This is a genomic window from Streptomyces cacaoi, from assembly GCF_006539165.1.
Taxonomy (GTDB): domain Bacteria; phylum Actinomycetota; class Actinomycetes; order Streptomycetales; family Streptomycetaceae; genus Streptomyces; species Streptomyces cacaoi.
Genome location: NZ_BJMM01000023.1, coordinates 71,245 through 91,004, shown reverse-complemented (window position 1 = coordinate 91,004; position 19,760 = coordinate 71,245). Strand labels below are relative to the sequence as shown.

18 protein-coding genes are annotated in these 19,760 nt (G+C 70.6%); 9 read left to right on the top strand and 9 right to left on the bottom strand.

Translation table 11 applies throughout. The features are described from left to right. Nucleotides 1-4: 4 nt before the first annotated feature. From SCA03_RS21235 to SCA03_RS21220, 4 genes are all read right to left on the bottom strand, one after another. Nucleotides 5-343, bottom strand: a complete 339-nt coding sequence (locus SCA03_RS21235; protein ID WP_030881497.1) for a non-heme iron oxygenase ferredoxin subunit — start codon at nt 341-343, stop codon at nt 5-7. Continuing rightward, a complete protein-coding gene (sufD, locus tag SCA03_RS21230) occupies nt 340-1,521 on the bottom strand; it encodes a Fe-S cluster assembly protein SufD (protein WP_030881494.1) in 1,182 nt (393 codons plus the stop codon). Before sufD ends, SCA03_RS21235 begins: the two co-directional genes overlap by 4 nt. 160 nt (nt 1,522-1,681) lie before the next feature. Then, the gene (sufB, locus tag SCA03_RS21225; protein ID WP_030881492.1) at nt 1,682-3,103 is read right to left on the bottom strand and encodes a Fe-S cluster assembly protein SufB; all 1,422 of its coding nucleotides are present in this window, start codon (nt 3,101-3,103) and stop codon (nt 1,682-1,684) included. Further along, a complete protein-coding gene (locus SCA03_RS21220) occupies nt 3,100-3,960 on the bottom strand; it encodes a helix-turn-helix transcriptional regulator (RefSeq protein ID WP_030881489.1) in 861 nt (286 codons plus the stop codon). The genes sufB and SCA03_RS21220 overlap by 4 nt, the downstream gene beginning before the upstream one ends. Before the next feature lie 188 nt (nt 3,961-4,148). Here SCA03_RS21220 and SCA03_RS21215 point away from each other — a divergent pair, with 188 nt between their 5' ends. The 4 genes from SCA03_RS21215 to SCA03_RS21200 all read left to right on the top strand — a co-directional run bounded on the left by SCA03_RS21215 (nt 4,149) and on the right by SCA03_RS21200 (nt 7,555). Continuing rightward, nucleotides 4,149-5,075 (top strand): ABC transporter ATP-binding protein, encoded by a 927-nt coding sequence (locus SCA03_RS21215; protein WP_086815121.1) that lies wholly within the window; start codon nt 4,149-4,151, stop codon nt 5,073-5,075. Nucleotides 5,076-5,161: 86 nt separating this feature from the next. Further along, on the top strand, nt 5,162-5,929 hold the full coding sequence (locus tag SCA03_RS21210) for an ABC transporter permease (RefSeq protein ID WP_086815122.1): 768 nt from the start codon (nt 5,162-5,164) through the stop codon (nt 5,927-5,929). Nucleotides 5,930-6,024: 95 nt separating this feature from the next. After that, the gene (locus SCA03_RS21205) at nt 6,025-7,074 is read left to right on the top strand and encodes a COX15/CtaA family protein (RefSeq protein ID WP_086815123.1); all 1,050 of its coding nucleotides are present in this window, start codon (nt 6,025-6,027) and stop codon (nt 7,072-7,074) included. A gap of 163 nt (nt 7,075-7,237) precedes the next feature. Next, entirely contained in the window at nt 7,238-7,555 is a 318-nt protein-coding gene (locus tag SCA03_RS21200; RefSeq protein ID WP_030881478.1) for a hypothetical protein, read from the top strand. A 150-nt stretch (nt 7,556-7,705) separates the two neighbouring features. Here the strand turns inward: SCA03_RS21200 and SCA03_RS21195 are convergent, their stop codons facing one another. After that, nucleotides 7,706-8,653, bottom strand: a complete 948-nt coding sequence (locus SCA03_RS21195; protein ID WP_030881474.1) for a heme o synthase — start codon at nt 8,651-8,653, stop codon at nt 7,706-7,708. Between the two features lie 799 nt (nt 8,654-9,452). On the opposite strand from SCA03_RS21195, the gene tkt reads away from it, so the two are divergent. The 5 genes from tkt (at nt 9,453) to pgl (ending at nt 16,235) form a co-directional block, all read left to right on the top strand. Further along, entirely contained in the window at nt 9,453-11,528 is a 2,076-nt protein-coding gene (gene tkt / locus SCA03_RS21190; protein ID WP_086815124.1) for a transketolase, read from the top strand. A gap of 81 nt (nt 11,529-11,609) precedes the next feature. Next, the gene (gene tal / locus SCA03_RS21185) at nt 11,610-12,728 is read left to right on the top strand and encodes a transaldolase (RefSeq protein WP_030881468.1); all 1,119 of its coding nucleotides are present in this window, start codon (nt 11,610-11,612) and stop codon (nt 12,726-12,728) included. Between the two features lie 5 nt (nt 12,729-12,733). After that, nucleotides 12,734-14,260, top strand: coding sequence for a glucose-6-phosphate dehydrogenase (gene zwf, locus SCA03_RS21180; RefSeq protein WP_030881465.1), 1,527 nt, complete (start codon nt 12,734-12,736; stop codon nt 14,258-14,260). Continuing rightward, entirely contained in the window at nt 14,257-15,438 is a 1,182-nt protein-coding gene (gene opcA / locus SCA03_RS21175) for a glucose-6-phosphate dehydrogenase assembly protein OpcA (protein ID WP_086815125.1), read from the top strand. The genes zwf and opcA overlap by 4 nt, the downstream gene beginning before the upstream one ends. After that, nucleotides 15,435-16,235, top strand: coding sequence for a 6-phosphogluconolactonase (gene pgl / locus SCA03_RS21170; protein WP_030881462.1), 801 nt, complete (start codon nt 15,435-15,437; stop codon nt 16,233-16,235). The genes opcA and pgl overlap by 4 nt, the downstream gene beginning before the upstream one ends. A 23-nt stretch (nt 16,236-16,258) precedes the next feature. Here pgl and SCA03_RS21165 read toward each other — a convergent pair whose 3' ends face one another. The 4 genes from SCA03_RS21165 to secG all read right to left on the bottom strand — a co-directional run bounded on the left by SCA03_RS21165 (nt 16,259) and on the right by secG (nt 19,714). Further along, complete coding sequence (locus SCA03_RS21165) at nt 16,259-16,987, bottom strand: hypothetical protein (protein WP_141275570.1); 729 nt, start codon at nt 16,985-16,987, stop codon at nt 16,259-16,261. A gap of 158 nt (nt 16,988-17,145) precedes the next feature. Further along, nucleotides 17,146-18,795, bottom strand: a complete 1,650-nt coding sequence (pgi, locus tag SCA03_RS21160) for a glucose-6-phosphate isomerase (RefSeq protein ID WP_086815127.1) — start codon at nt 18,793-18,795, stop codon at nt 17,146-17,148. 157 nt (nt 18,796-18,952) lie between these two features. Then, nucleotides 18,953-19,240, bottom strand: a complete 288-nt coding sequence (locus SCA03_RS21155) for an RNA polymerase-binding protein RbpA (RefSeq protein WP_030881458.1) — start codon at nt 19,238-19,240, stop codon at nt 18,953-18,955. A gap of 243 nt (nt 19,241-19,483) precedes the next feature. Further along, nucleotides 19,484-19,714, bottom strand: coding sequence for a preprotein translocase subunit SecG (gene secG, locus SCA03_RS21150; protein ID WP_030881456.1), 231 nt, complete (start codon nt 19,712-19,714; stop codon nt 19,484-19,486). Between the last annotated feature and the right edge of the window lie 46 nt (nt 19,715-19,760).

The window sequence follows — 19,760 nt, the reverse complement described above, 5'->3', positions numbered from 1 at the left end:
GACTTCAGGACTCCTGTGTGACGGAGACGAGCACTGCTGCTTCAGGGCCGTCCCCTTCGATCTTGACGGGGTAGACGGGAACGGGGCGGGTGGCGGGCAGCCCGGTGGGTTTGCCGGTTTGCAGGTCGAAGCGCGAGCCGTGCAGCCAGCACTCGATGGTGCAGTCCTCGACCTCACCCTCGGAGAGCGAGACGTTCGCGTGCGAACAGATGTCGTAGATCGCGTACACCTCGCCCTCCGTACGGACGATGGAGACCGGGACACCGCCCAGCTCCACCCGCAGCGGGGTGTCCTCTTCCAGGTCACCCAGCGCCGCTGCCCGTACGAAACTCTCTTCGCTCATGCGACGGACGCCTCCAGCTCCGCCTCGATCCTGGCGATGAGGCGCTCCTCCACATCGGGGAGCCCGATCTGCTGGACCAGCTCCGCGAAGAAGCCGCGCACCACCAGCCGGCGCGCCTCCATCTCCGGGATACCGCGGGCCATCAGGTAGAACAGCTGCTCGTCGTCGAAGCGGCCGGTCGCCGAGGCGTGGCCCGCGCCGACGATCTCGCCCGTCTCGATCTCCAGGTTCGGCACCGAGTCGACGCGCGCACCGTCGGTCAGCACCAGGTTGCGGTTCAGCTCGTAGGTGTCGGTACCGGTGGCCGGGGCCTGGATGAGCACGTCACCGATCCACACCGCGTGCGCGTCGTCGCCCTGGAGGGCGCCCTTGTAGGCCACGTTGCTGCGGCAGTTCGGGGTGTCGTGGTCGACCAACAGCCGGTGCTCCTGGTGCTGCCCGGCGTCCGTGAAGTACAGGCCGTACAGCTCGGCCTCGGCGCCCGGGCCGCCGTAGTTGACCCGCGGGTTGAGCCGGACCAGGTCGCCGCCGAAGGTCACCACGACCGACTTGAACGTGGCGTCCCTGCCCACCAGCGCGTTGTGCTGCGAGCAGTGCACGGCGGTGTCGTCCCAGTCCTGCACGGAGACGACCGTGACCTTGGCGCCGTCCCCGAGGACGAACTCGACGTTCGCCGAGCGCACACCGTCACCGGTGTGGTCGATGACGATGACGGCCTCCGCGAAGGCGCCGATGTCGAACACCGTGTGCCCGTAGGTGACACCGCCCTCGCCGTGCAGGGTCACCCGCACCGGCTCGGACAGCACCGCGTCCTTGGGCACCGAGATGACGCTGGCCTTCTCGAAGGAGGAGAACGCCTGCGCCGCCACACGGTCGACGGGCTTGCCGGCACGGCCGATGCGTGCGTCGTCCCGCGAGACCGACTCGACGGTGACGCCCTCGGGCGCCGACACCTCGGCCTTGATCGCGCCGGTCCCCTGTGCGGAGCCGTCGTGCAGGCCCTTCAGCCGGTCGAGCGGCGTGAACCGCCACTCCTCCTCGCGGCCGTGCGGCACCGGGAAGTCCGCCACGTCGAAGGACGGCGGCGCGCTCATCCTCGTGGCGGTGGTGGACTCAGCGGCCACCGCGATCGAGCCGGTGGTGTTGGAACCGACCGGAATGTTCTGGGCCTCAGCCATGGGATCCGTACTGCTCGCTTTCTGGGCTCAAATCCAAGTCTTTCCCCGGCCGCCGGTGGCACCTCCCGGCCGAGGGACCGGGGGCGCTCGGCCGGCGCGGCGAGGGTACGGCCGCCTCCTCGGCGGCCTGCGGAAGAAACGTCCGGCGCAGCCGCCGCGGCTAGCCGACCGCGCCTTCCATCTGCAGCTCGATCAGCCGGTTCAGCTCCAGGGCGTACTCCATGGGCAGCTCCTTGGCGATCGGCTCGACGAAGCCGCGCACGATCATCGCCATGGCCTCGTCCTCGGACAGACCGCGGCTCATCAGGTAGAAGAGCTGGTCGTCGCTGACCTTGGAGACGGTCGCCTCGTGGCCCATCGTCACGTCGTCCTCGCGGACGTCGACGTACGGGTAGGTGTCCGAACGGGAGATCGTGTCCACGAGCAGCGCGTCGCACAGCACGTTGGACTTCGAGCCCTCGGCGCCCTCACCGATCTCGATCAGCCCGCGGTAGGAGGTACGGCCACCGCTGCGGGCCACCGACTTGGAGACGATGTTCGAGGACGTACGGGGCGCCATGTGCACCATCTTGGCGCCGGCGTCCTGGTGCTGGCCCTCGCCGGCGAAGGCGACGGACAGCGTCTCGCCCTTGGCGTGCTCGCCCATCAGGTAGACGGCCGGGTACTTCATCGTCACCTTGGAGCCGAGGTTGCCGTCGACCCACTCCATCGTCGCGCCCTCGTAGGCGACGGCGCGCTTGGTGACCAGGTTGTAGACGTTGTTCGACCAGTTCTGGATCGTCGTGTAGCGGCAGCGGCCGCCCTTCTTGACGATGATCTCGACGACGGCCGAGTGCAGCGAGTCCGAGTTGTAGATCGGCGCCGTGCAGCCCTCGACGTAGTGCACGTAGGCGTCCTCGTCGACGATGATCAGCGTCCGCTCGAACTGGCCCATGTTCTCGGTGTTGATCCGGAAGTAGGCCTGGAGCGGGATGTCGACGTGCACGCCCTTCGGCACGTAGATGAACGAACCGCCGGACCACACCGCCGTGTTCAGCGCGGCGAACTTGTTGTCACCGGCCGGGATGACGGTGCCGAAGTGCTCCTGGAACAGCTCCGGGTGCTCGCGCAGCGCCGTGTCGGTGTCCAGGAAGATGACGCCCTGCTTCTCCAGGTCCTCACGGATCTGGTGGTAGACGACCTCCGACTCGTACTGCGCGGCGACACCGGCGACCAGGCGCTGCTTCTCCGCCTCGGGGATGCCGAGCTTGTCGTAGGTGTTCTTGATGTCCTCCGGCAGGTCCTCCCACGTCTGGGCCTGCTTCTCGGTGGACCGGACGAAGTACTTGATGTTGTCGAAGTCGATACCGGAGAGGTCCGATCCCCAGTTGGGCATCGGCTTCTTCTCGAAGAGCTTGTGGCCCTTGAGCCGGAGCTTCAGCATCCAGTCCGGCTCGTTCTTCTTCTCGGAGATGTCGCGGACGACGTCCTCGGAGAGGCCGCGCTTGGCCGCGGCGCCGGCGGCGTCGGGGTCGGCCCAGCCGTACTCGTACTTGCCCAGCCCCTCAAGCTCGGGGTGAGCAGTCTCCGTCGGAGCGGTCATGCGGGGTTCCTCCCGGCCTCGTTCACAGTGGTGGCGTTGCTGGTCTCTGTTGGTGGTTCTGCGGGTGCCGACGGCGCCGACGAGGCGGGTCTGTCCCTGGCGTCCGGCGGGTGCGACTGCGCCCGCGGGACGAACGTCGTACACACCCCGTCGCCGTGCGCGATCGTCGCCAGGCGCTGGACGTGAGTGCCGAGCAGACGGGAGAAGACCTCGGTCTCCGCCTCGCACAGCTGAGGGAACTGCTCGGCGGTGTGCGCCACCGGGCAGTGGTGCTGGCAGAGCTGCTCCCCTCCTGGGCTCTGCTCCGGAGGTGCCGGAGCCGCCGGGTGGCCCGGGGCCGGGGCGGGAGCACTGCGTGCTGTGGCAGCGTACCCGTCCGCCGAGAGGGCCGCCGCCAGCACCCTGACGCGCTCCTCGGGCGGGACGCTCTCCAGCGCCGTGCGGTACTTCTCCGCCTGCGCCTCGGCGCGTGCCCTGGCGAAGGCCGCCACGGCCGCGTCGCCCACCTCGCCGCCGCCCGCGGTGCGGGCGATCCACCGCAGGGCGTCGGCGGCGAGCTGGTCGTAGGCCTGGTCGAAGGCGTCGCGCCCGCAGTCCGTCAGCGCGAACACCTTGGCGGGCCGTCCCCTGCCACGGGAGCCGTAGACCCGCTTGTCACGGGGCTCGACCACTCCTTCGGCGACGAGGGCGTCGAGGTGGCGGCGGACCGCCGCCTGGGTCAGCTCCAGACGCTTCGCCAGCTCGGCCGCAGTGGACGGGCCGTGGTCGAGAATGGAACGCGCGACCCTGTTCCTCGTGCCGCTCTGTTCATCCGGGGACGAGGACACGGGTGCCCCACCGGTGGCCCGTGCGGCCATCGGACGGTCCTCCCGCGCCGTGCCCCTCTTTTTCACAACGTCATTGTTGCTTAATTCCGCGTAGCGCGGCAACCCGTGTCTGTGACCAGCTCTCATGGGGTGCGTCACGTAAGGCGGGCCTTACTCCGCAGCTGCGCCGGGCCGCCCCCGGACCGGGCACGGCACCGGGCTCCTTAGACTTGCTCCCCATGGGAAGTTCAGCGGCTGTGGAAGTCGCCGGGCTGGTGAAGCGCTACGGAAACAGCACCGCCGTCGACGGTCTCGATCTCACCGTCGAACGCGGCGCCGTCACCGCCTTCCTCGGCCCCAACGGAGCGGGCAAGACCACCACCATCGAAACGTGCGAGGGCTACCGGCGCCCGGACGCCGGCACGGTCCGCGTCCTGGGTCTCGACCCCGTCGCACAGGGCACACAGCTGCGCCCCCGGATCGGGGTCATGCTCCAGAGCGGCGGCATCTACCCGACGGCACGCGCCGAGGAGACGCTCCGCCACATGGCCCGGCTGCACGCCCACCCGCTGGACGTGGACGCGCTCGTCGAACGCCTCGGCCTCGGCAGCTGCGGCCGCACGCCCTACCGCAGGCTCTCCGGCGGCCAGCAGCAGCGGCTCGCGCTGGCCCTGGCCCTCGTCGGCCGCCCCGAGCTGGTCTTCCTCGACGAGCCGACCGCCGGTCTGGACCCGCAGGCCCGGCGCGCGACCTGGGACCTCGTCCGCGACCTGCGCGCCGACGGTGTCACCGTCCTGCTGTGCACCCACCACATGGACGAGGCCGAGGAGCTGTCCGACGCCGTCGCCATCGTCGACGGCGGCAAGGTCATCGCCCGGGGCGCGCCCGACGAGCTGTGCAAGGGCGGCGCCGAGAACACCCTCCGCTTCGCCGGCCGCCCCGGCCTCGACCTCAGCTCCCTGCTCAAGGCGCTGCCCGCGGAGACGGCCGCGGTGGAACTGTCCCCGGGCAGCTACCGCCTCACCGGCACCGTCGACCCCCAGCTGCTGGCCACCGTCACCTCCTGGTGCGCCCAGAACGGCGTCCTGCCCGACCGCATCTCGGTCGAACGCCGGACCTTGGAGGACGTCTTCCTGGAGTTGACGGGGAAGGAGCTGCGGTCGTGAACACCCGCACCGGATCCGGCCGGGGGTCCGGGGGGTCGCCCCCCGGGAGAACACAGCCTGGAGCTGACGGGGAAGGAGCTGCGCTCATGAGCGCCGGTACCTACGCGCCGAAGCCGGGTGCGGCGCCACTCGGCCGCATGGTGCGCGCCCAGGCACTGCTGGAGGTGCGCACACAGCTGCGCAACGGTGAACAGCTGCTGCTGAGCGTCATCATCCCGACACTGCTGCTGGTGCTCTTCAGCACCGTCGACGTCGTCGACACCGGTGCGGGCTCCCGTGTCGACTTCCTGGCTCCGGGCATCCTCGCGCTGGCCATGCTGTCCACCGCCTTCACCGGGCAGGCCATCGCGACCGGATTCGAGCGGCGCTACGGCGTCCTCAAGCGGCTCGGCGCCTCCCCGCTGCCGCGCTGGGGCCTGATGACGGCCAAGACCTGCTCGGTCCTGCTGATCGAGGCGCTCCAGGTGCTGCTGCTGTCGGTGGTGGCGCTCGCGCTGGGCTGGTCGCCGCACGGGAACCCGGCGACCGTCCTGCTGCTGCTCCTGCTGGGGACCGCGGCCTTCTCCGGCCTCGGTCTGCTGATGGCCGGCACGCTCAAGGCGGAGGCCACCCTGGCGGGCGCCAACCTGGTGTTCATCCTGCTGCTGGTGGGCGGCGGCGTGATCGTCCCGCTGGGGAAGTTCCCCGATGCGGCGCAGCACGTGCTCCAGCTGCTGCCGATCTCCGCGCTCTCGGACGGACTGCGCGCCGTTCTCCAGCACGGCGCGGGTGTGCCCTGGGGCGACCTGGGAGTCCTCGCCGTCTGGGCGGTGCTCGGTCTGGGCGCCGCCGCACGCTTCTTCCGCTGGGAGTGAGCGCTGCCGCCGGGCGCGCCGCCCGGCGGCCGTTCCCGGCCCGCGAACCCCGCCCCTCGTGAAAGCGCGCACAAGCGGCGGCCTACGATGGGCCCGTGCCGAATCTGCTCGAAGTCGTACGTAACCCCATCGCGTACATCGCCGCGCGGTGGACCCCCACGCAGCGCACCCTGAACCGGGCCACGTTCACCGCGCTGCTGCTGAGCGTCATCATCGTCGTGACGGGTGGGGCCGTGCGGCTCACGGGCTCCGGGCTCGGCTGCGACACCTGGCCCAAGTGCAGCGACGACAGCCTGGTGGCCACCTCGGAGATGGGCTTCCACGGCGCCGTCGAGTTCAGCAACCGCATGATGACGTGGGTGCTGTCGGCCGCCGTCGGCTGGGCCATCGTCGCCTGCCGGTCCGCGAAGCCGCGCCGCAAGGGGCTCAGCCGGCTGGCCTGGGCACAGTTCTGGCTCGTGATGAGCAACGGCGTCATCGGCGGCGTCACCGTGCTGATGGACCTGAACCCCTACACCGTGGCGGCACACTTCCTCGCGGCGACGTCACTGCTGACGGTGACGACGCTGACGTGGCTGCGCGCCCGCGAGGGTGATGCGGCCCCGCGCCCGCTGGTGGGCAAGCCGGTCAAGCAGCTGGTGGTGGCCCTGACCGTTTTCTCCGGACTGCTGATCGCCGCCGGCACGGTCGTCACCGGGGCCGGCCCGCACGCGGGCGACACCAGCGAGGTGCCGCGCATGCCGGTCGACTGGAAGACGGTCGCACAGCTGCACGCCGATCTCGCCTGGGTGGTGGTCGGCCTGACGCTGGCGCTGTGGTTCGTGCTGCGCGCCGTGGACGCGCCGCCCGGTCCGCGCCGGTCCGCACGCGATCTGTTCCTGGTGCTGCTGGCACAGGGCGCCATCGGCTACGTCCAGTACTTCACCGACCTGCCGGAGGTCCTGGTCGGTGCGCATCTGCTGGGCTCGACGCTGGTGTGGATCGCCGTTCTGCGCGTCCTGCTCTCGCTGCGCGACCGCGGGGAGCCCCTGCCCGTCCCCGGAGCGACGGAGCCGGCCGCCCACGAGGCCGTCGCCGCCGGTGCACCGGCGTCCCGCACCGCCGCCGACGAGGCTCCGGCCCCGTCCACCGCCCCCGCGGGCTGACCGTCGCCGGGTCCCCGCCCGCTGCTCACCCGACAGCTCCGCACGCCCCGTCTGTTCCCCGCGAGCGGCGGGGCGTCGGCGTGTGCGGCGCCCGTTTCGACGGCCCGGGTCCGGACACCGTGCGGCCTCGCCCCGCCGACTACCCGCCGGTAGCATCGCCTCCATGGCAGCAGACAGCAGCAAGCGGGCGTCCGCGCTCGCCCAGCAGATCGGCGCGTTCGCGCGGCAGCACGGCGGCGCCGAGGGACAGATCTCCTACGTGGGCCAGATCGGGTTCCGCCTCGTCCTGGTCGGCGGCGACGGCGTCTGGGGGGATCTGATGGCACCGTCCCGGGAGACCGCCGAACGGGCGGCCGAGCAGGCGGGCATCGAGCTGAAAGAGACGTTCGACGGCGAGATGGCCGACCGGGTGCGCACGGGGCCCTACGAATGGCGCAGGATGGCCGGCATCCAGCTCTCCGGAGGCGCCGCCCGGGCCTGAAACCGGCGGACGCGCGAGCGGGCGCGCACACGGGCACCCACGCACGCGAACGGCCCCCTCACCGCGGAGTGCGGTGAGGGGGCCGTCTGCTGTGCACGGCAGCTGTGCGGAACGCGCGGCGGCTGCGGTGACTCGCGCAGCCGTGCCGCGTCAGCGCAGGAACGGGTCGATCGCGACGGCGATGAACACCAGCGAGACGTAGGTGATCGACCAGTGGAAGAGCCGCATCTCCTTGAGCTTCGGCCCCGTCAGACCGGCCCGGGCCCGGGCGCGCAGCGCGTGCGCCTCCCACAGCCACAGGCCGCCGGCCAGCACCGCGACGACGGGGTAGAACCAGCCCACGTACCCGAGCGGCCACAGCAGCAGGGAGACGAGCACCATCACCCAGCTGTAGACGACGATCTGGTTGGCGACGACCTTGTTGCCCGCGACGACCGGCAGCATCGGCACGCCGACCCGCTCGTAGTCCTCCTTGACCTTCATGGACAGCGGCCAGTAGTGCGGCGGCGTCCAGAAGAACATGACGAGGAAGAGGATGACGGCCGCCCAGCTGACCTCGTTCTTGACGGCGGACCAGCCGATGAAGACGGGCATGCAGCCGGCGATGCCGCCCCAGACGATGTTCTGCGAGGTGCGCCGCTTGAGGATCATCGTGTAGCCGACGACGTAGAACAGCAGCGCGCCCAACGCCAGGGCGGCGGACAGCCAGTTGACCATCAGCCCGAACAGCAGGGTGGAGACCACGGCGAGGGAGATGCCGAACACCAGGCACTCGCGCGGGCTGACCATCCCCGTGACCAGCGGACGCTGCTCGGTGCGGTGCATCAGCGCGTCGATGTCGCGGTCGATGTACATGTTGAGCGCGTTGGCGCCGCCCGCGGACAGATAGCCGCCGAGGCAGGTGACCACCACGAGCTTCAGATTGGGCACACCCTGCGCGGCCAGGAACATGACCGGGATGGTGGTCATGAGCAGCAGCTCGATGATCCTCGGCTTCGTGAGTGCGATGAACGCCTTCACCCTGGCCCCGAACGGCCGGTGGCGGCTGCTGTCGTCCAGCGCCCCCGCAGAACGGGAATCGACGGCCGTCACGGACACCCCTGATCGCCTGTAAAGAGAACTCCGCGAACAGCCGGAAGCCCCGCGACAAGGCGTGCAGGCCCGGTCAAGCTCGCGCGTACCACGCCACTTTAGACGTTGGCGTTTCCTCGCCTGCCATGGGGGTCTCCCGTGTTGGCGGCCCTCCCAGCGCGCCCGGCGGGGCCCAGCAGGGCCCGGGGGGCACCCGCGCCGAGGTGCGGGTCCGCGTCCGCGGCGGGCCGCCTCCGCGGTGGAAGCGCCGCGGAGGCCCCGAAGCCGGCAGGGCCCCCGGAGCCGGTGGAGCCGGCAACGGCAGCAGAGGCAATGGAGGCCTGGAGGCCATGGAGGCCATGGAGGCGACAGCGGCGGTGGAACAGGCGGCCGGCAGAGCCGGTGAAGCAACAAAGTCGACAAAGTCGACACAGCCGTACCGGTATCCGCGTTCAACAGGCGGATCCGCCCGGCAGGCGGCAGCCTGGAAGGGCGTACCCCGGCGCAACGGAGCGCACGGACAGTCGACGTGCAACCGTCGCCGGGAGCCCTTGGGAATAGCACATTTCCGACGCCGGTTGTACGGGACGTCGGCCGGAACGCGGCGAGCGCTCCTGTCGGTGGCGGCCGGCACCGGTGTCGGACGAACAGCATCGAGCAGCCCCGTTCCAGCACCGTTCAGGTCTGCTTCAGGTCTGCTCGGTACCGCTCGATACCAGTTGCTGAACGCTCGAAAAGTGGCGCGTTCCGGCGGAGGTACGCTCGACACCGCCCGGTGAGCGCACACACCGGCCATCGAACATGTGGAGAGGAGCCCTGACGCAGGGTGAGCACCAAGCCGACCACCACAGATCTTGAGTGGACCGACCTGGATCAGCGGGCCGTGGACACCGTGAGAGTCCTGGCCATGGATTCCGTGCAGAAGGTCGGCAACGGCCATCCCGGAACGGCCATGAGCCTGGCTCCCGTGGCGTACCTGCTCTACCAGAAGCTGATGCGGCACGACCCGACGGACCCCGAGTGGACGGGTCGGGACCGCTTCGTCCTCTCCGCCGGCCACTCCAGCCTGACGCAGTACATCCAGCTTTTCCTCGCCGGATACGGCCTGGAGATGGACGACCTCAAGGCGTTCCGCACCTGGGGCAGCCGTACGCCGGGCCACCCGGAGTACGGCCACACGGTCGGCGTCGAGACCACCACCGGCCCGCTGGGCCAGGGCATCGCGAACGCCGTCGGCATGGCGATGGCCGCCCGTTACGAGCGCGGCCTGTTCGACCCCGACGCCGCCGCGGGCGAGTCCCCGTTCGACCACACGGTGTGGGTCGTCGCGGGCGACGGCGACCTGGAGGAGGGCATCTCGGCCGAGGCGTCCTCGCTCGCCGGCCACCAGCGGCTCGGCAACCTCGTCGTCCTGTGGGACGACAACCACATCTCCATCGAGGGCGACACCGCGACCGCCGTCTCCGAGGACACGCTCAAGCGCTACGAGGCCTACGGCTGGCACGTGCAGCGGGTGGAGCAGAAGGAGAACGGCGACCTCGACCCGGAGGCGCTGTACCGCGCACTGCGGGCGGCCCAGGAGGAGACGGAGCGCCCCTCGTTCATCGCCGCGCGCTCCATCATCGCCTGGCCGGCCCCCAACGCCCAGAACACGGAGGCCGCGCACGGCTCCGCGCTGGGCGACGAGGAGGTCGCCGCCACCAAGCGGGTCCTCGGCTTCGACCCCGACAAGCACTTCTTCATCTCCGACGAGGTGCTGGCGCACGTCCGCAAGGCGACGGACCGGGGCCAGGCCGCACACGCCGCCTGGGACAAGCAGTTCGCCAAGTGGCGTGCGGACAACCCGCAGCGTGCCGCCGAGTTCGACCGCATCGCGGCCGGCCGCCTGCCCGACGGCTGGGAGAAGGCGCTGCCGGTCTTCCCCGTCGGCGAGTCCGTCGCCACGCGCAAGGCGTCCGGCGCCGTGCTCAAGGCGCTCGGCCCGGTCGTCCCCGAGCTGTGGGGCGGCTCCGCCGACCTCGCCGGCTCGAACAACACCACTTTCGCCGACAGTTCCTTCCTGCCGGCGGACAACCCGCTTCCGAATGCCGACCCGTACGGCCGCACCGTGCACTTCGGCATCCGTGAGCACGCGATGGGTTCGACGATGAACGGCATCGCGCTGCACGGCAACACCCGTGTGTACGGCGGCACCTTCCTGGTGTTCTCCGACTACATGCGGCCCGCCGTGCGGCTCGCCGCGCTGATGAAGGCGCCCGTCACCTACGTGTGGACGCACGACTCCATCGGCCTGGGCGAGGACGGCCCCACGCACCAGCCCATCGAGCACCTCTCGGCGCTGCGTGCCATCCCGGGTCTGAACATCGTCCGTCCGGCCGACGCCAACGAGACGGCCATCGCCTGGGCGGAGATCATGCGCCGGCACAGCACCGCGCCGGCACCGCACGGCCTCGCGCTGACCCGTCAGGGCGTGCCCACCTACGAGGCCAACCCGGCCGCGGCCAAGGGCGGTTACGTGCTGTTCGAGGCCGAGGGCGGCAATCCGCAGGTCGTTCTGATCGGCACCGGCTCCGAGGTGCAGCTCGCCGTCGAGGCGCGCGAGCGGCTCCAGGAGCAGGGCGTGCCCACGCGCGTCGTCTCGATGCCGTCCGTCGAGTGGTTCGAGGAGCAGGACCAGGCGTACCGCGACAGCGTGCTGCCGCCGGCCGTCAAGGCGCGGGTGGCCGTGGAGGCCGGCGTGGGTCTGACGTGGCACCGGTTCGTGGGCGAAGCGGGCCGCATCGTCTCGCTGGAGCACTTCGGTGCCTCGGCCGACGGCAAGGTCCTCTTCCGCGAGTTCGGCCTCACCGCCGAGGCCGTGCATCTGGCGGCGAAGGAGTCCTTGCAGGCCGCCGCGCGCTGACGCGACCGGCCCCGGGCCGGCCCCGACCGGTACAGCCGGTACAAGAAGAAGCCTCATATGAGCTCAGGAGATGCACATCCCATGACAGACGCACTCAAGCGCCTCTCCGACGAAGGCGTCGCGATCTGGCTGGACGACCTGTCGCGCAAGCGCATCACGTCGGGCGCCCTCGGCGAACTGCTGGACGAGCAGCACGTCGTCGGCGTCACCACCAACCCGACGATCTTCCAGAAGGCCATCTCGGCCGGTGACGGCTACGAGCAGCAGGTCTCCGACCTCGCCGCCCGCCGCGTCTCCGTCGACGAGGCCCTGCGGATGATCACCACCGCCGATGTCCGGGACGCCGCCGATGTGCTGCGCCCGGTCTTCGACGCCACCGACAGCAAGGACGGCCGGGTCTCCATCGAGGTCGACCCGCGACTGGCGCACAACACCAAGGCCACCGTGGCCGAGGCCCGGCAGCTGGCCTGGCTGGTGGACCGTCCCAACACCTTCATCAAGATCCCGGCCACCAAGGCGGGGCTCTCGGCCATCACCGAGACCATCGGCCTGGGCATCAGCGTCAACGTCACGCTGATCTTCTCCCTGGAGCGGTACCGCGCCGTCATGGACGCCTACATGGCGGGCCTGGAGAAGGCCAAGTCCCTCGGTCTGGACCTCTCGCAGATCCACTCCGTGGCGTCCTTCTTCGTCTCCCGGGTGGACACCGAGATCGACAAGCGGCTCTCGGCCATCGGCACCGAGCAGGCCAAGAAGCTCAAGAGCAAGGCGGCCGTCGCCAACGCCCGGCTGGCGTACCAGGAGTACGAGAAGGTCGTCGCCTCCGACCGCTGGCAGGCGCTGGAGCGGGCGGGCGCCAACCAGCAGCGTCCGCTGTGGGCCTCCACCGGTGTGAAGGACCCCTCGCTGCCGGACACGCTCTACGTCACCGAGCTGGTCGCGCCGAACACGGTCAACACCATGCCGGAGGCCACCCTGGAGGCCACGGCCGACCACGGCGAGATCGCCGGGGACCGCGTCCGGGGCTCCTACGAGGACGCCCAGGCCGTGCTGGACGCCATCGCCGAGCTCGGCATCTCCTACGACGACGTCGTGCAGGTGCTGGAGGACGAGGGCGTCAGCAAGTTCGAGGACTCGTGGAACGACCTGCTCAAGTCCACCGAGGCCGAGCTCCAGCGCCTCGCCCCGAAGGAGGCGTAAGCGAATTGAGCAACGCAGCCAACCCGCTGCGTGACGCCCAGGACCGGCGGCTCCCGCGTATCGCGGGACCGTCGGGCCTGGTCATCTTCGGCGTCACGGGCGATTTGTCACGCAAAAAGCTGATGCCGGCCGTTTACGACCTCGCGAACCGAGGGCTTCTGCCGCCCGGCTTCTCCCTCGTCGGCTTCGCCCGCCGCGACTGGGAGGACGAGGACTTCGCCCAGGTTGTGCACGACGCCGTCAAGGAGCACGCCAGGACGACCTTCCGGGAGGAGGTCTGGCAGCAGCTCGCCGAGGGCATGCGCTTCGTCCCCGGCGAGTTCCACGACGACGAGGCGTTCGAAACCCTCAAGTCGACGATCGACGAGCTGGACAAGTCCCGTGGCACGGGCGGGAACTTCGCCTTCTACCTCTCGGTACCGCCGAAGTTCTTCCCCACGGTCGTCTCCCAGCTGAAGAAGCACGGGCTGTCGGACACCTCGTCCGAGTCCTGGCGCCGCGCCGTCATCGAGAAGCCGTTCGGGCACGATCTGAAGTCCGCGCAGGAACTCAACGCGGTCGTGCACGAGGTCTTCAAGCCGGCCGAGGTCTTCCGTATCGACCACTACCTCGGCAAGGAGACCGTCCAGAACATCCTGGCGGTCCGCTTCGCGAACACGATGTTCGAGCCGCTGTGGAACCGCAGCTACGTCGACCACGTGCAGATCACCATGGCCGAGGACATCGGCATCGGCGGCCGTGCGGGCTACTACGACGGCATCGGCGCGGCCCGTGACGTCATCCAGAACCATCTGCTCCAGCTGCTGGCGCTGACGGCCATGGAGGAGCCCACCTCGTTCGACGCCAAGGCGCTGCTGACGGAGAAGCTGAAGGTCCTCAACTCGGTCCGGCTGCCGAAGGATCTGGGCAAGCACACCGTGCGCGGCCAGTACGCCTCCGGCTGGCAGGGCGGCGAGAAGGTCCCGGGCTATCTGGACGAGGAGGGCATCGACCCGGCCTCGAAGACGGACACCTACGCCGCCATCAAGCTGGAGATCGACAACCGCCGCTGGGCGGGCGTCCCGTTCTATCTGCGCACGGGCAAGCGCCTGGGCCGCCGGGTCACCGAGATCGCGGTCGTCTTCCAGCGCGCGCCGCACTCGCCGTTCGACGCCACGGACACCCAGGAGCTGGGCCAGAACGCGCTCGTCATCCGCGTCCAGCCGGACGAGGGCGTCACGATCCGGTTCGGCTCCAAGGTCCCCGGTACCCAGATGGAGATCCGGGACGTGACGATGGACTTCGCCTACGGCGAGTCCTTCACCGAGTCCAGTCCCGAGGCGTACGAACGCCTGATCCTCGACGTCCTGCTGGGCGACGCGAACCTCTTCCCCCGCCATCAGGAGGTCGAGCGTTCCTGGGAGATCCTCGACCCGATCGAGGAGTACTGGGACACCCACGGCAAGCCCGAGCAGTACTCCGCCGGGACCTGGGGTCCCCAGGCCGCCGACGAGATGCTCGCACGCGACGGACGGAGCTGGCGTCGGCCATGAACATCGACCTCACGGACACCACGTCCAGCCGTATCAACACCGAGCTGGTCAAGACGCGCCGGGCGCTCGGCTCCCCCGCGACCGGCATGGTCCTCACGCTCGTCATCGTCACCGACGAGGGCAACCACTACGACGCGCTCAGGGCCGCGAGTGGCGCCTCCAAGGAGCACCCCTCGCGGATCCTCGTCGTCGTCCGCCGCCCCGGCCGCTCCCCGCGCGACCGCGCCCAGCACCGGCTGGACGCGGAGCTGCGCATGGGCAGCGACGTCGGCGCCGGCGAGACGGTGATCCTGCGACTGCACGGTGAACTCTCCTCGCACGCCCACAGCGTGGTCCTGCCGCTGCTGCTGCCGGACGCGCCGGTCGTGGTCTGGTGGCCGGACGACGCGCCGGACCACCCCGCCGAGGACCCGCTGGGCCGCCTGGGCCAGCGCCGGATCACCGACGCCCGCGCCACGGAGGACCCGGTCGGCGCCCTCGGCCGGCGCGCCGAGACGTACGCGCCGGGCGACACCGATCTGTCCTGGACGCGGATCACGCCCTGGCGCAGCATGCTGGCCGCCTCGCTGGACCAGAAGCACTCCACGCTGCACTCGGCCGTCGTCGAGGGCGAGGAGTACAACCCGTCCAGCGAACTGCTGGCGCTGTGGCTGGCCGAGCGGCTGCGCATCCCGGTCGAGCGCCGCGTCTCCGAGGGCCCGGGTATCACCGCCGTCCGCCTGGAGACGGCAGACGGGCAGGTCTGCCTGGACCGGCCGGACGGCACCCTCGCCGAGCTGGCCGTCCCCGGCCAGCCGGACAGGCACGTGGCGCTCCAGCGGCGCAGCACGGCCGAGTTGATCGCCGAGGAGCTGCGGCGGCTCGACCCGGACGAGGCGTACGCGGAAGCGGTCAGGTTCGGCGTCGACAAGCTCGCCCAGCCCGATCCGCAGCACCCGACCCCGGCCGCCTCGGCGACCCCGGCCCCCGCGAAGGGCGGCGGCGCGGCGGGCGCGAAGGCGGACGCCAAGGGCGCCTCGGGCGAGGAGTCCGGCGCGGATTCCGGTACGGCGGATTCCGGCGGCGCGGGCGCCAAGAAGGCGTCCGGCAAGGGCGGTTCGGCCTCCTCGGAGGGCACGGGCCGGTCGCGGGGCGCCGCCAAGGGTGCCTCCGGCGGTAAGAAGGCGACGCGCTCATGAGCCCCGGCACGCCGCAGATCCTCGTCCACCAGAGCAAGGACGAGCTGGCCGAGGCCGCTGCCGCCCGGCTCGGCGCCCGCGTGGCCGAGGCCCAGGAGGCGCGGGGCTCCGCCTCCGTCGTCCTCACCGGCGGCCGCAACGGCAACGCCCTGCTGGCGGCGCTGGCCGCCCCGCCCGTGCGGGACGCGATCGACTGGTCGCGGCTGGACGTGTGGTGGGGCGACGAGCGGTTCCTGCCCGAGGGCGACGCCGAGCGCAACCACACCCAGGCCCGCGAGGCCCTGCTGGACACGGTGCCGCTGGACCCGGCCCGGGTGCACGCCATGGCCCCGTCCGACGGGCCGTACGGCGCCGATGTGGAGGCCGCGGCGGAGGCCTATGCCACCGAACTGGCGTCCGCAGCACGGCTGGATCCGGCGGAGGGGCCCGCCCACCCGCTGGTGCCGGCCTTCGATGTGCTGCTGCTGGGCGTCGGGCCGGACACGCATGTGGCCTCGCTCTTCCCGGAGCACCCCGCGCTCCAGGAGACGGAGCGCACGGTCGTCGGCGTGCACGGCGCGCCCAAGCCGCCGCCCACCCGCATCTCGCTGACGCTGCCGGCCATCCGTGCGGCCCGTGAGGTGTGGCTGCTGGCCGCCGGTGAGGACAAGGCGTCCGCCGTGGCGCTGGCCCTGACCGGCGGCGGCGAGCTCCAGGCGCCGGCCGCCGCGGTCCATGGCCGCAGCCGCACCCTGTGGCTGCTGGACCGCGCCGCCGCGGCCCAGCTGCCGGAGGATCTGCACCCGCCGCTGTCGTGAACGCCCGGGCGTCCCGCGCCGGTTCAGGCGCGGGACGCCAGCGGGTGGCCCAGCAGCCGGACGCCCAGGTGCCGCCGGAGCCGGTGCATCTCCAGCAGGCTCAGGGCGGTCACCGTCACCGGTGCGCCGAGGATGAAGACGACGCCCATCGTCAGACCGAGCCCGTGCAGATCACCGGTCACCAGGTCGGGGACGGCGGTGAGCCAGGCGGTCACCGCGGCGAGGACGGGCGGCAGACAGCGGTGCACGGCGGCCGTGCCGAAGAAGTTGGCGTTGAGCCGCACCGCCGCGCAGGCCACGAAGGCCAGCCCCCAGAGGGCCACGGGTCCCAGCAGCAGGATGAACATGCCGGTGCGGGGCGCGAACAGCAGCAGCGTGAAGCTGGCGACGGCGGATCCCACGAAGTACAGCAGCAGCCGCAGCGAGCGCAGCAGGGGCTGCCGCAGCGTTCCGATGGGTGCGGAGCGCCGCCAGATCAGCAGCAGCACACCGACCGACAGCGGTGTGATGAACAGCAGCACCAGGGTGGCCGTGAGCAGGTTCTCGATGACCTCTTCGAAGTCGAAGCCGCCCGCGACGACGGTGTAGACGCCGACTGCCGTCACCAGTCCGGCGATCACCCGGAACCGTTTGAGTCCTTCGATGAACGGGTCGACGGGCACCGGCATCCACGGTGGCTGGAAGAGCCGTTCCGCGACGTCCTTGGGCGCCACTCTCCGGCCGTGTCTGCGCTGAAGACGGATCAGCGTCATCAGCAACGGAAATCACCCCCGTACCAACTGCCGTTGCCCGCACGGCGATTGTACGGGCGTGGGAACAGCCGGCGCACACGAAAACCCCCGGAACACCGGGTTCCGGGGGTTGCCGTCGTCCGTACGGGCCGGGCCGTCCGACGCGGGGGACGCGGACCTCAGCGGCCGCGCATCGAGCGGTAGGTGGCGACCAGTGCGGCGGTGGAGGCGTCCAGCCCGGGCACCTCGGCGCCCTCGGTCAGCGCCGGCTCGATCCGCTTGGCCAGAACCTTGCCCAGCTCGACGCCCCACTGGTCGAAGGAGTCGATGTCCCAGACGGCGCCCTGGACGAACACCTTGTGCTCGTAGAGGGCGATGAGCTGCCCCAGCACGCTGGGGGTCAGCTCCTCGGCGAGGATCGTCGTCGTCGGGCGGTTGCCGGGGAAGGTGCGGTGCGGCACCTGCTCCTCGGGCACGCCCTCGGCCCGCACCTCCTCGGCGGTCTTGCCGAAGGCGAGGGCCTGCCCCTGCGCGAAGAGGTTCGCCATCAACAGATCGTGCTGGCCGCGCAGTTCGCCCAGTTCGGCGAGGGGTTCGGCGAAGCCGAGCAGATCGGCGGGGATCGTCTTCGTGCCCTGGTGCAGAAGCTGGTAGTAGGCGTGCTGCCCGTTGGTGCCGGGCGTGCCCCAGACGACGGGCCCGGTCTGCCAGTTGACGGGGCGTCCCTCGCGGTCCGTCGACTTCCCGTTCGACTCCATGTCGAGCTGCTGGAGGTAGGCGGTGAACCGGGACAGATAGTGGCTGTAGGGGAGCACGGCGTGGGACTGCGCGTCGAAGAAGCCGCCGTACCAGACGCCCAACAGGCCCATCAGCAGCGGGGCGTTCTCCTGGGGCGGGGCGCACCGGAAGTGCTCGTCCACGAGGTGGAAGCCGGCGAGCATCTCACCGAACCGCTCGGGGCCGATGGCCACCATCAGCGAGAGCCCGATGGCCGAGTCGTAGGAGTAGCGTCCACCGACCCAGTCCCAGAACTCGAACATGTTGTCCGTGTTGATGCCGAACTCGGCGACCTTCTCGGCGTTGGTCGAGACGGCGACGAAGTGCCGGGCCACGGCGCTCTGTTCGCCGCCGAGCCCGTCGAGCAGCCAGGCGCGCGCGGCCTTGGCGTTCGTGATGGTCTCGATGGTGGTGAAGGTCTTCGAGGCGACGACGAAGAGCGTCTCGGCCGGGTCCAGGTCGCGGACGGCCTCGTGCAGATCCGCGCCGTCCACGTTGGAGACGAACCGGAAGACCATGTCCCGCCGGGTGTACGGGCGCAGCGCCTCGTAGGCCATGGCGGGGCCGAGATCGGAGCCGCCGATCCCGATGTTGACGATGTTGCGGATGGGCTTTCCGGTGTGGCCCGTCCAGTGGCCCTCACGGACCTTCGTGGCGAAGACGCCCATCTTGGTGAGCACCTTGTGCACCTTGGGCATCACGTTCTCGCCGTCGACCTCGACGGTGGCGGACTCCGGGGTCCGCAGCGCGGTGTGCAGCACCGCGCGGTCCTCCGTGATGTTGATCTTCTCGCCGGCGAACATGGCGTCCCGCAGCCGGGTCACGCCCGCCGCCTCGGCGAGTTGCTGCAACAGGCGCAGGGTCTCGTCGGTGACCAGATGCTTGGAGTAGTCCAGATACAGATCCCCGACCCGTACGGTGTAGCGCTCCGCGCGCGCGGGGTCGTCGGCGAACAGCTGCCGCAGATGGGTGCCGCCGAACTCCTCGCGGTGCTTGGACAGCGCCTGCCATTCGGGCATCTGGTCGAGCCGGGTGCGGCCTTCAGCAGTCATCAGCGAATTCAGCCCATTCCTCTCGTAACAGCCCCCACCGCCTCCAACCTAGACGATGAACGGCCCGGCCGCGCACCGCCCCTGCGGTGTGCGGCCGGGCCGTCGATGACGTGCTGCGGGCCGTCGGCGGCGCCCCGGGAGCCGGGCCGCCGGTCCGTCAGATCTCGCCCCTGAGCTTGGCGAGCGCCTCGGCGAGAATGGCCTCGCCGTCCGCGTCGCTGCGGCGCTCGCGCACATAGGCGAGATGGGTCTTGTACGGCTCCGTGCGCGGGGGGTCCGGCGGGTTGTCCCGGTCCGTCCCGGCCGGGAAGCCACAGCGCGGACAGTCCCAGGTTTCGGGAATCTGTGCGTCGCTGGCGAAGCTCGGCTGGGTCTCGTGCCCGTTGGAGCACCAGAAGGAGATGCGCAGGCGGGGTGCGGATTCGCCTCGCTCGGCCTCCCCCATCGGCCCCGCTCCGACCCGGCTGCCCCGGATCGCGTTGCCACTTGCCACGTCGTAACTCCCTGCCTCACGGTGCCGCGGAGCATCGAAGGGCAGCTCCGCTGCGGGCGCCCTAGTGTACGTAGGGCCCAACGCGCGTCCGCTGACCGGAGTTACTGCGTCGGTACCGGACGCGAGCCCTCATGATAGGCAGGGGATACGACGTCCTGTCAGCCGTCTCGCAGCGCCGGCTGTCGCCGGCCGCCGTCAGCTGTTGAACTTCATCAGCAGCCCGAGGACGACGATGAGGGCGAACCACACCAGACCGACCACGACGGTGATCCGGTCGAGGTTGCGCTCAGCGACCGAGGAGCCACCGACGGAGGACTGCATTCCGCCACCGAACATGTCGGAGAGGCCGCCGCCCTTCCCCTTGTGCATCAGCACCAGCAGCATCAGCAGCGCGCTGAAGACGATAAGGGCGATTGAGAACCCCATGACCACGGCTGGACCAACTCTCTCGGATCGTGGCTGGACACTTACG

Coding starts and splice junctions, on each gene's coding strand:
- pgl (WP_030881462.1), top strand. CDS start 15,435: ATGAGCCCCGGCACGCCGCAGATCCTCGTCCACCAGAGCAAGGACGAG.
- tal (WP_030881468.1), top strand. CDS start 11,610: ATGACAGACGCACTCAAGCGCCTCTCCGACGAAGGCGTCGCGATCTGG.
- SCA03_RS21155 (WP_030881458.1), bottom strand. CDS start 19,240: ATGGGGGAGGCCGAGCGAGGCGAATCCGCACCCCGCCTGCGCATCTCC.
- SCA03_RS21200 (WP_030881478.1), top strand. CDS start 7,238: ATGGCAGCAGACAGCAGCAAGCGGGCGTCCGCGCTCGCCCAGCAGATC.
- SCA03_RS21165 (WP_141275570.1), bottom strand. CDS start 16,987: ATGACGCTGATCCGTCTTCAGCGCAGACACGGCCGGAGAGTGGCGCCC.
- pgi (WP_086815127.1), bottom strand. CDS start 18,795: ATGACTGCTGAAGGCCGCACCCGGCTCGACCAGATGCCCGAATGGCAG.
- opcA (WP_086815125.1), top strand. CDS start 14,257: ATGAACATCGACCTCACGGACACCACGTCCAGCCGTATCAACACCGAG.
- secG (WP_030881456.1), bottom strand. CDS start 19,714: ATGGGGTTCTCAATCGCCCTTATCGTCTTCAGCGCGCTGCTGATGCTG.
- SCA03_RS21235 (WP_030881497.1), bottom strand. CDS start 343: ATGAGCGAAGAGAGTTTCGTACGGGCAGCGGCGCTGGGTGACCTGGAA.
- SCA03_RS21220 (WP_030881489.1), bottom strand. CDS start 3,960: ATGGCCGCACGGGCCACCGGTGGGGCACCCGTGTCCTCGTCCCCGGAT.
- SCA03_RS21215 (WP_086815121.1), top strand. CDS start 4,149: ATGGGAAGTTCAGCGGCTGTGGAAGTCGCCGGGCTGGTGAAGCGCTAC.
- sufD (WP_030881494.1), bottom strand. CDS start 1,521: ATGGCTGAGGCCCAGAACATTCCGGTCGGTTCCAACACCACCGGCTCG.
- sufB (WP_030881492.1), bottom strand. CDS start 3,103: ATGACCGCTCCGACGGAGACTGCTCACCCCGAGCTTGAGGGGCTGGGC.
- SCA03_RS21210 (WP_086815122.1), top strand. CDS start 5,162: ATGAGCGCCGGTACCTACGCGCCGAAGCCGGGTGCGGCGCCACTCGGC.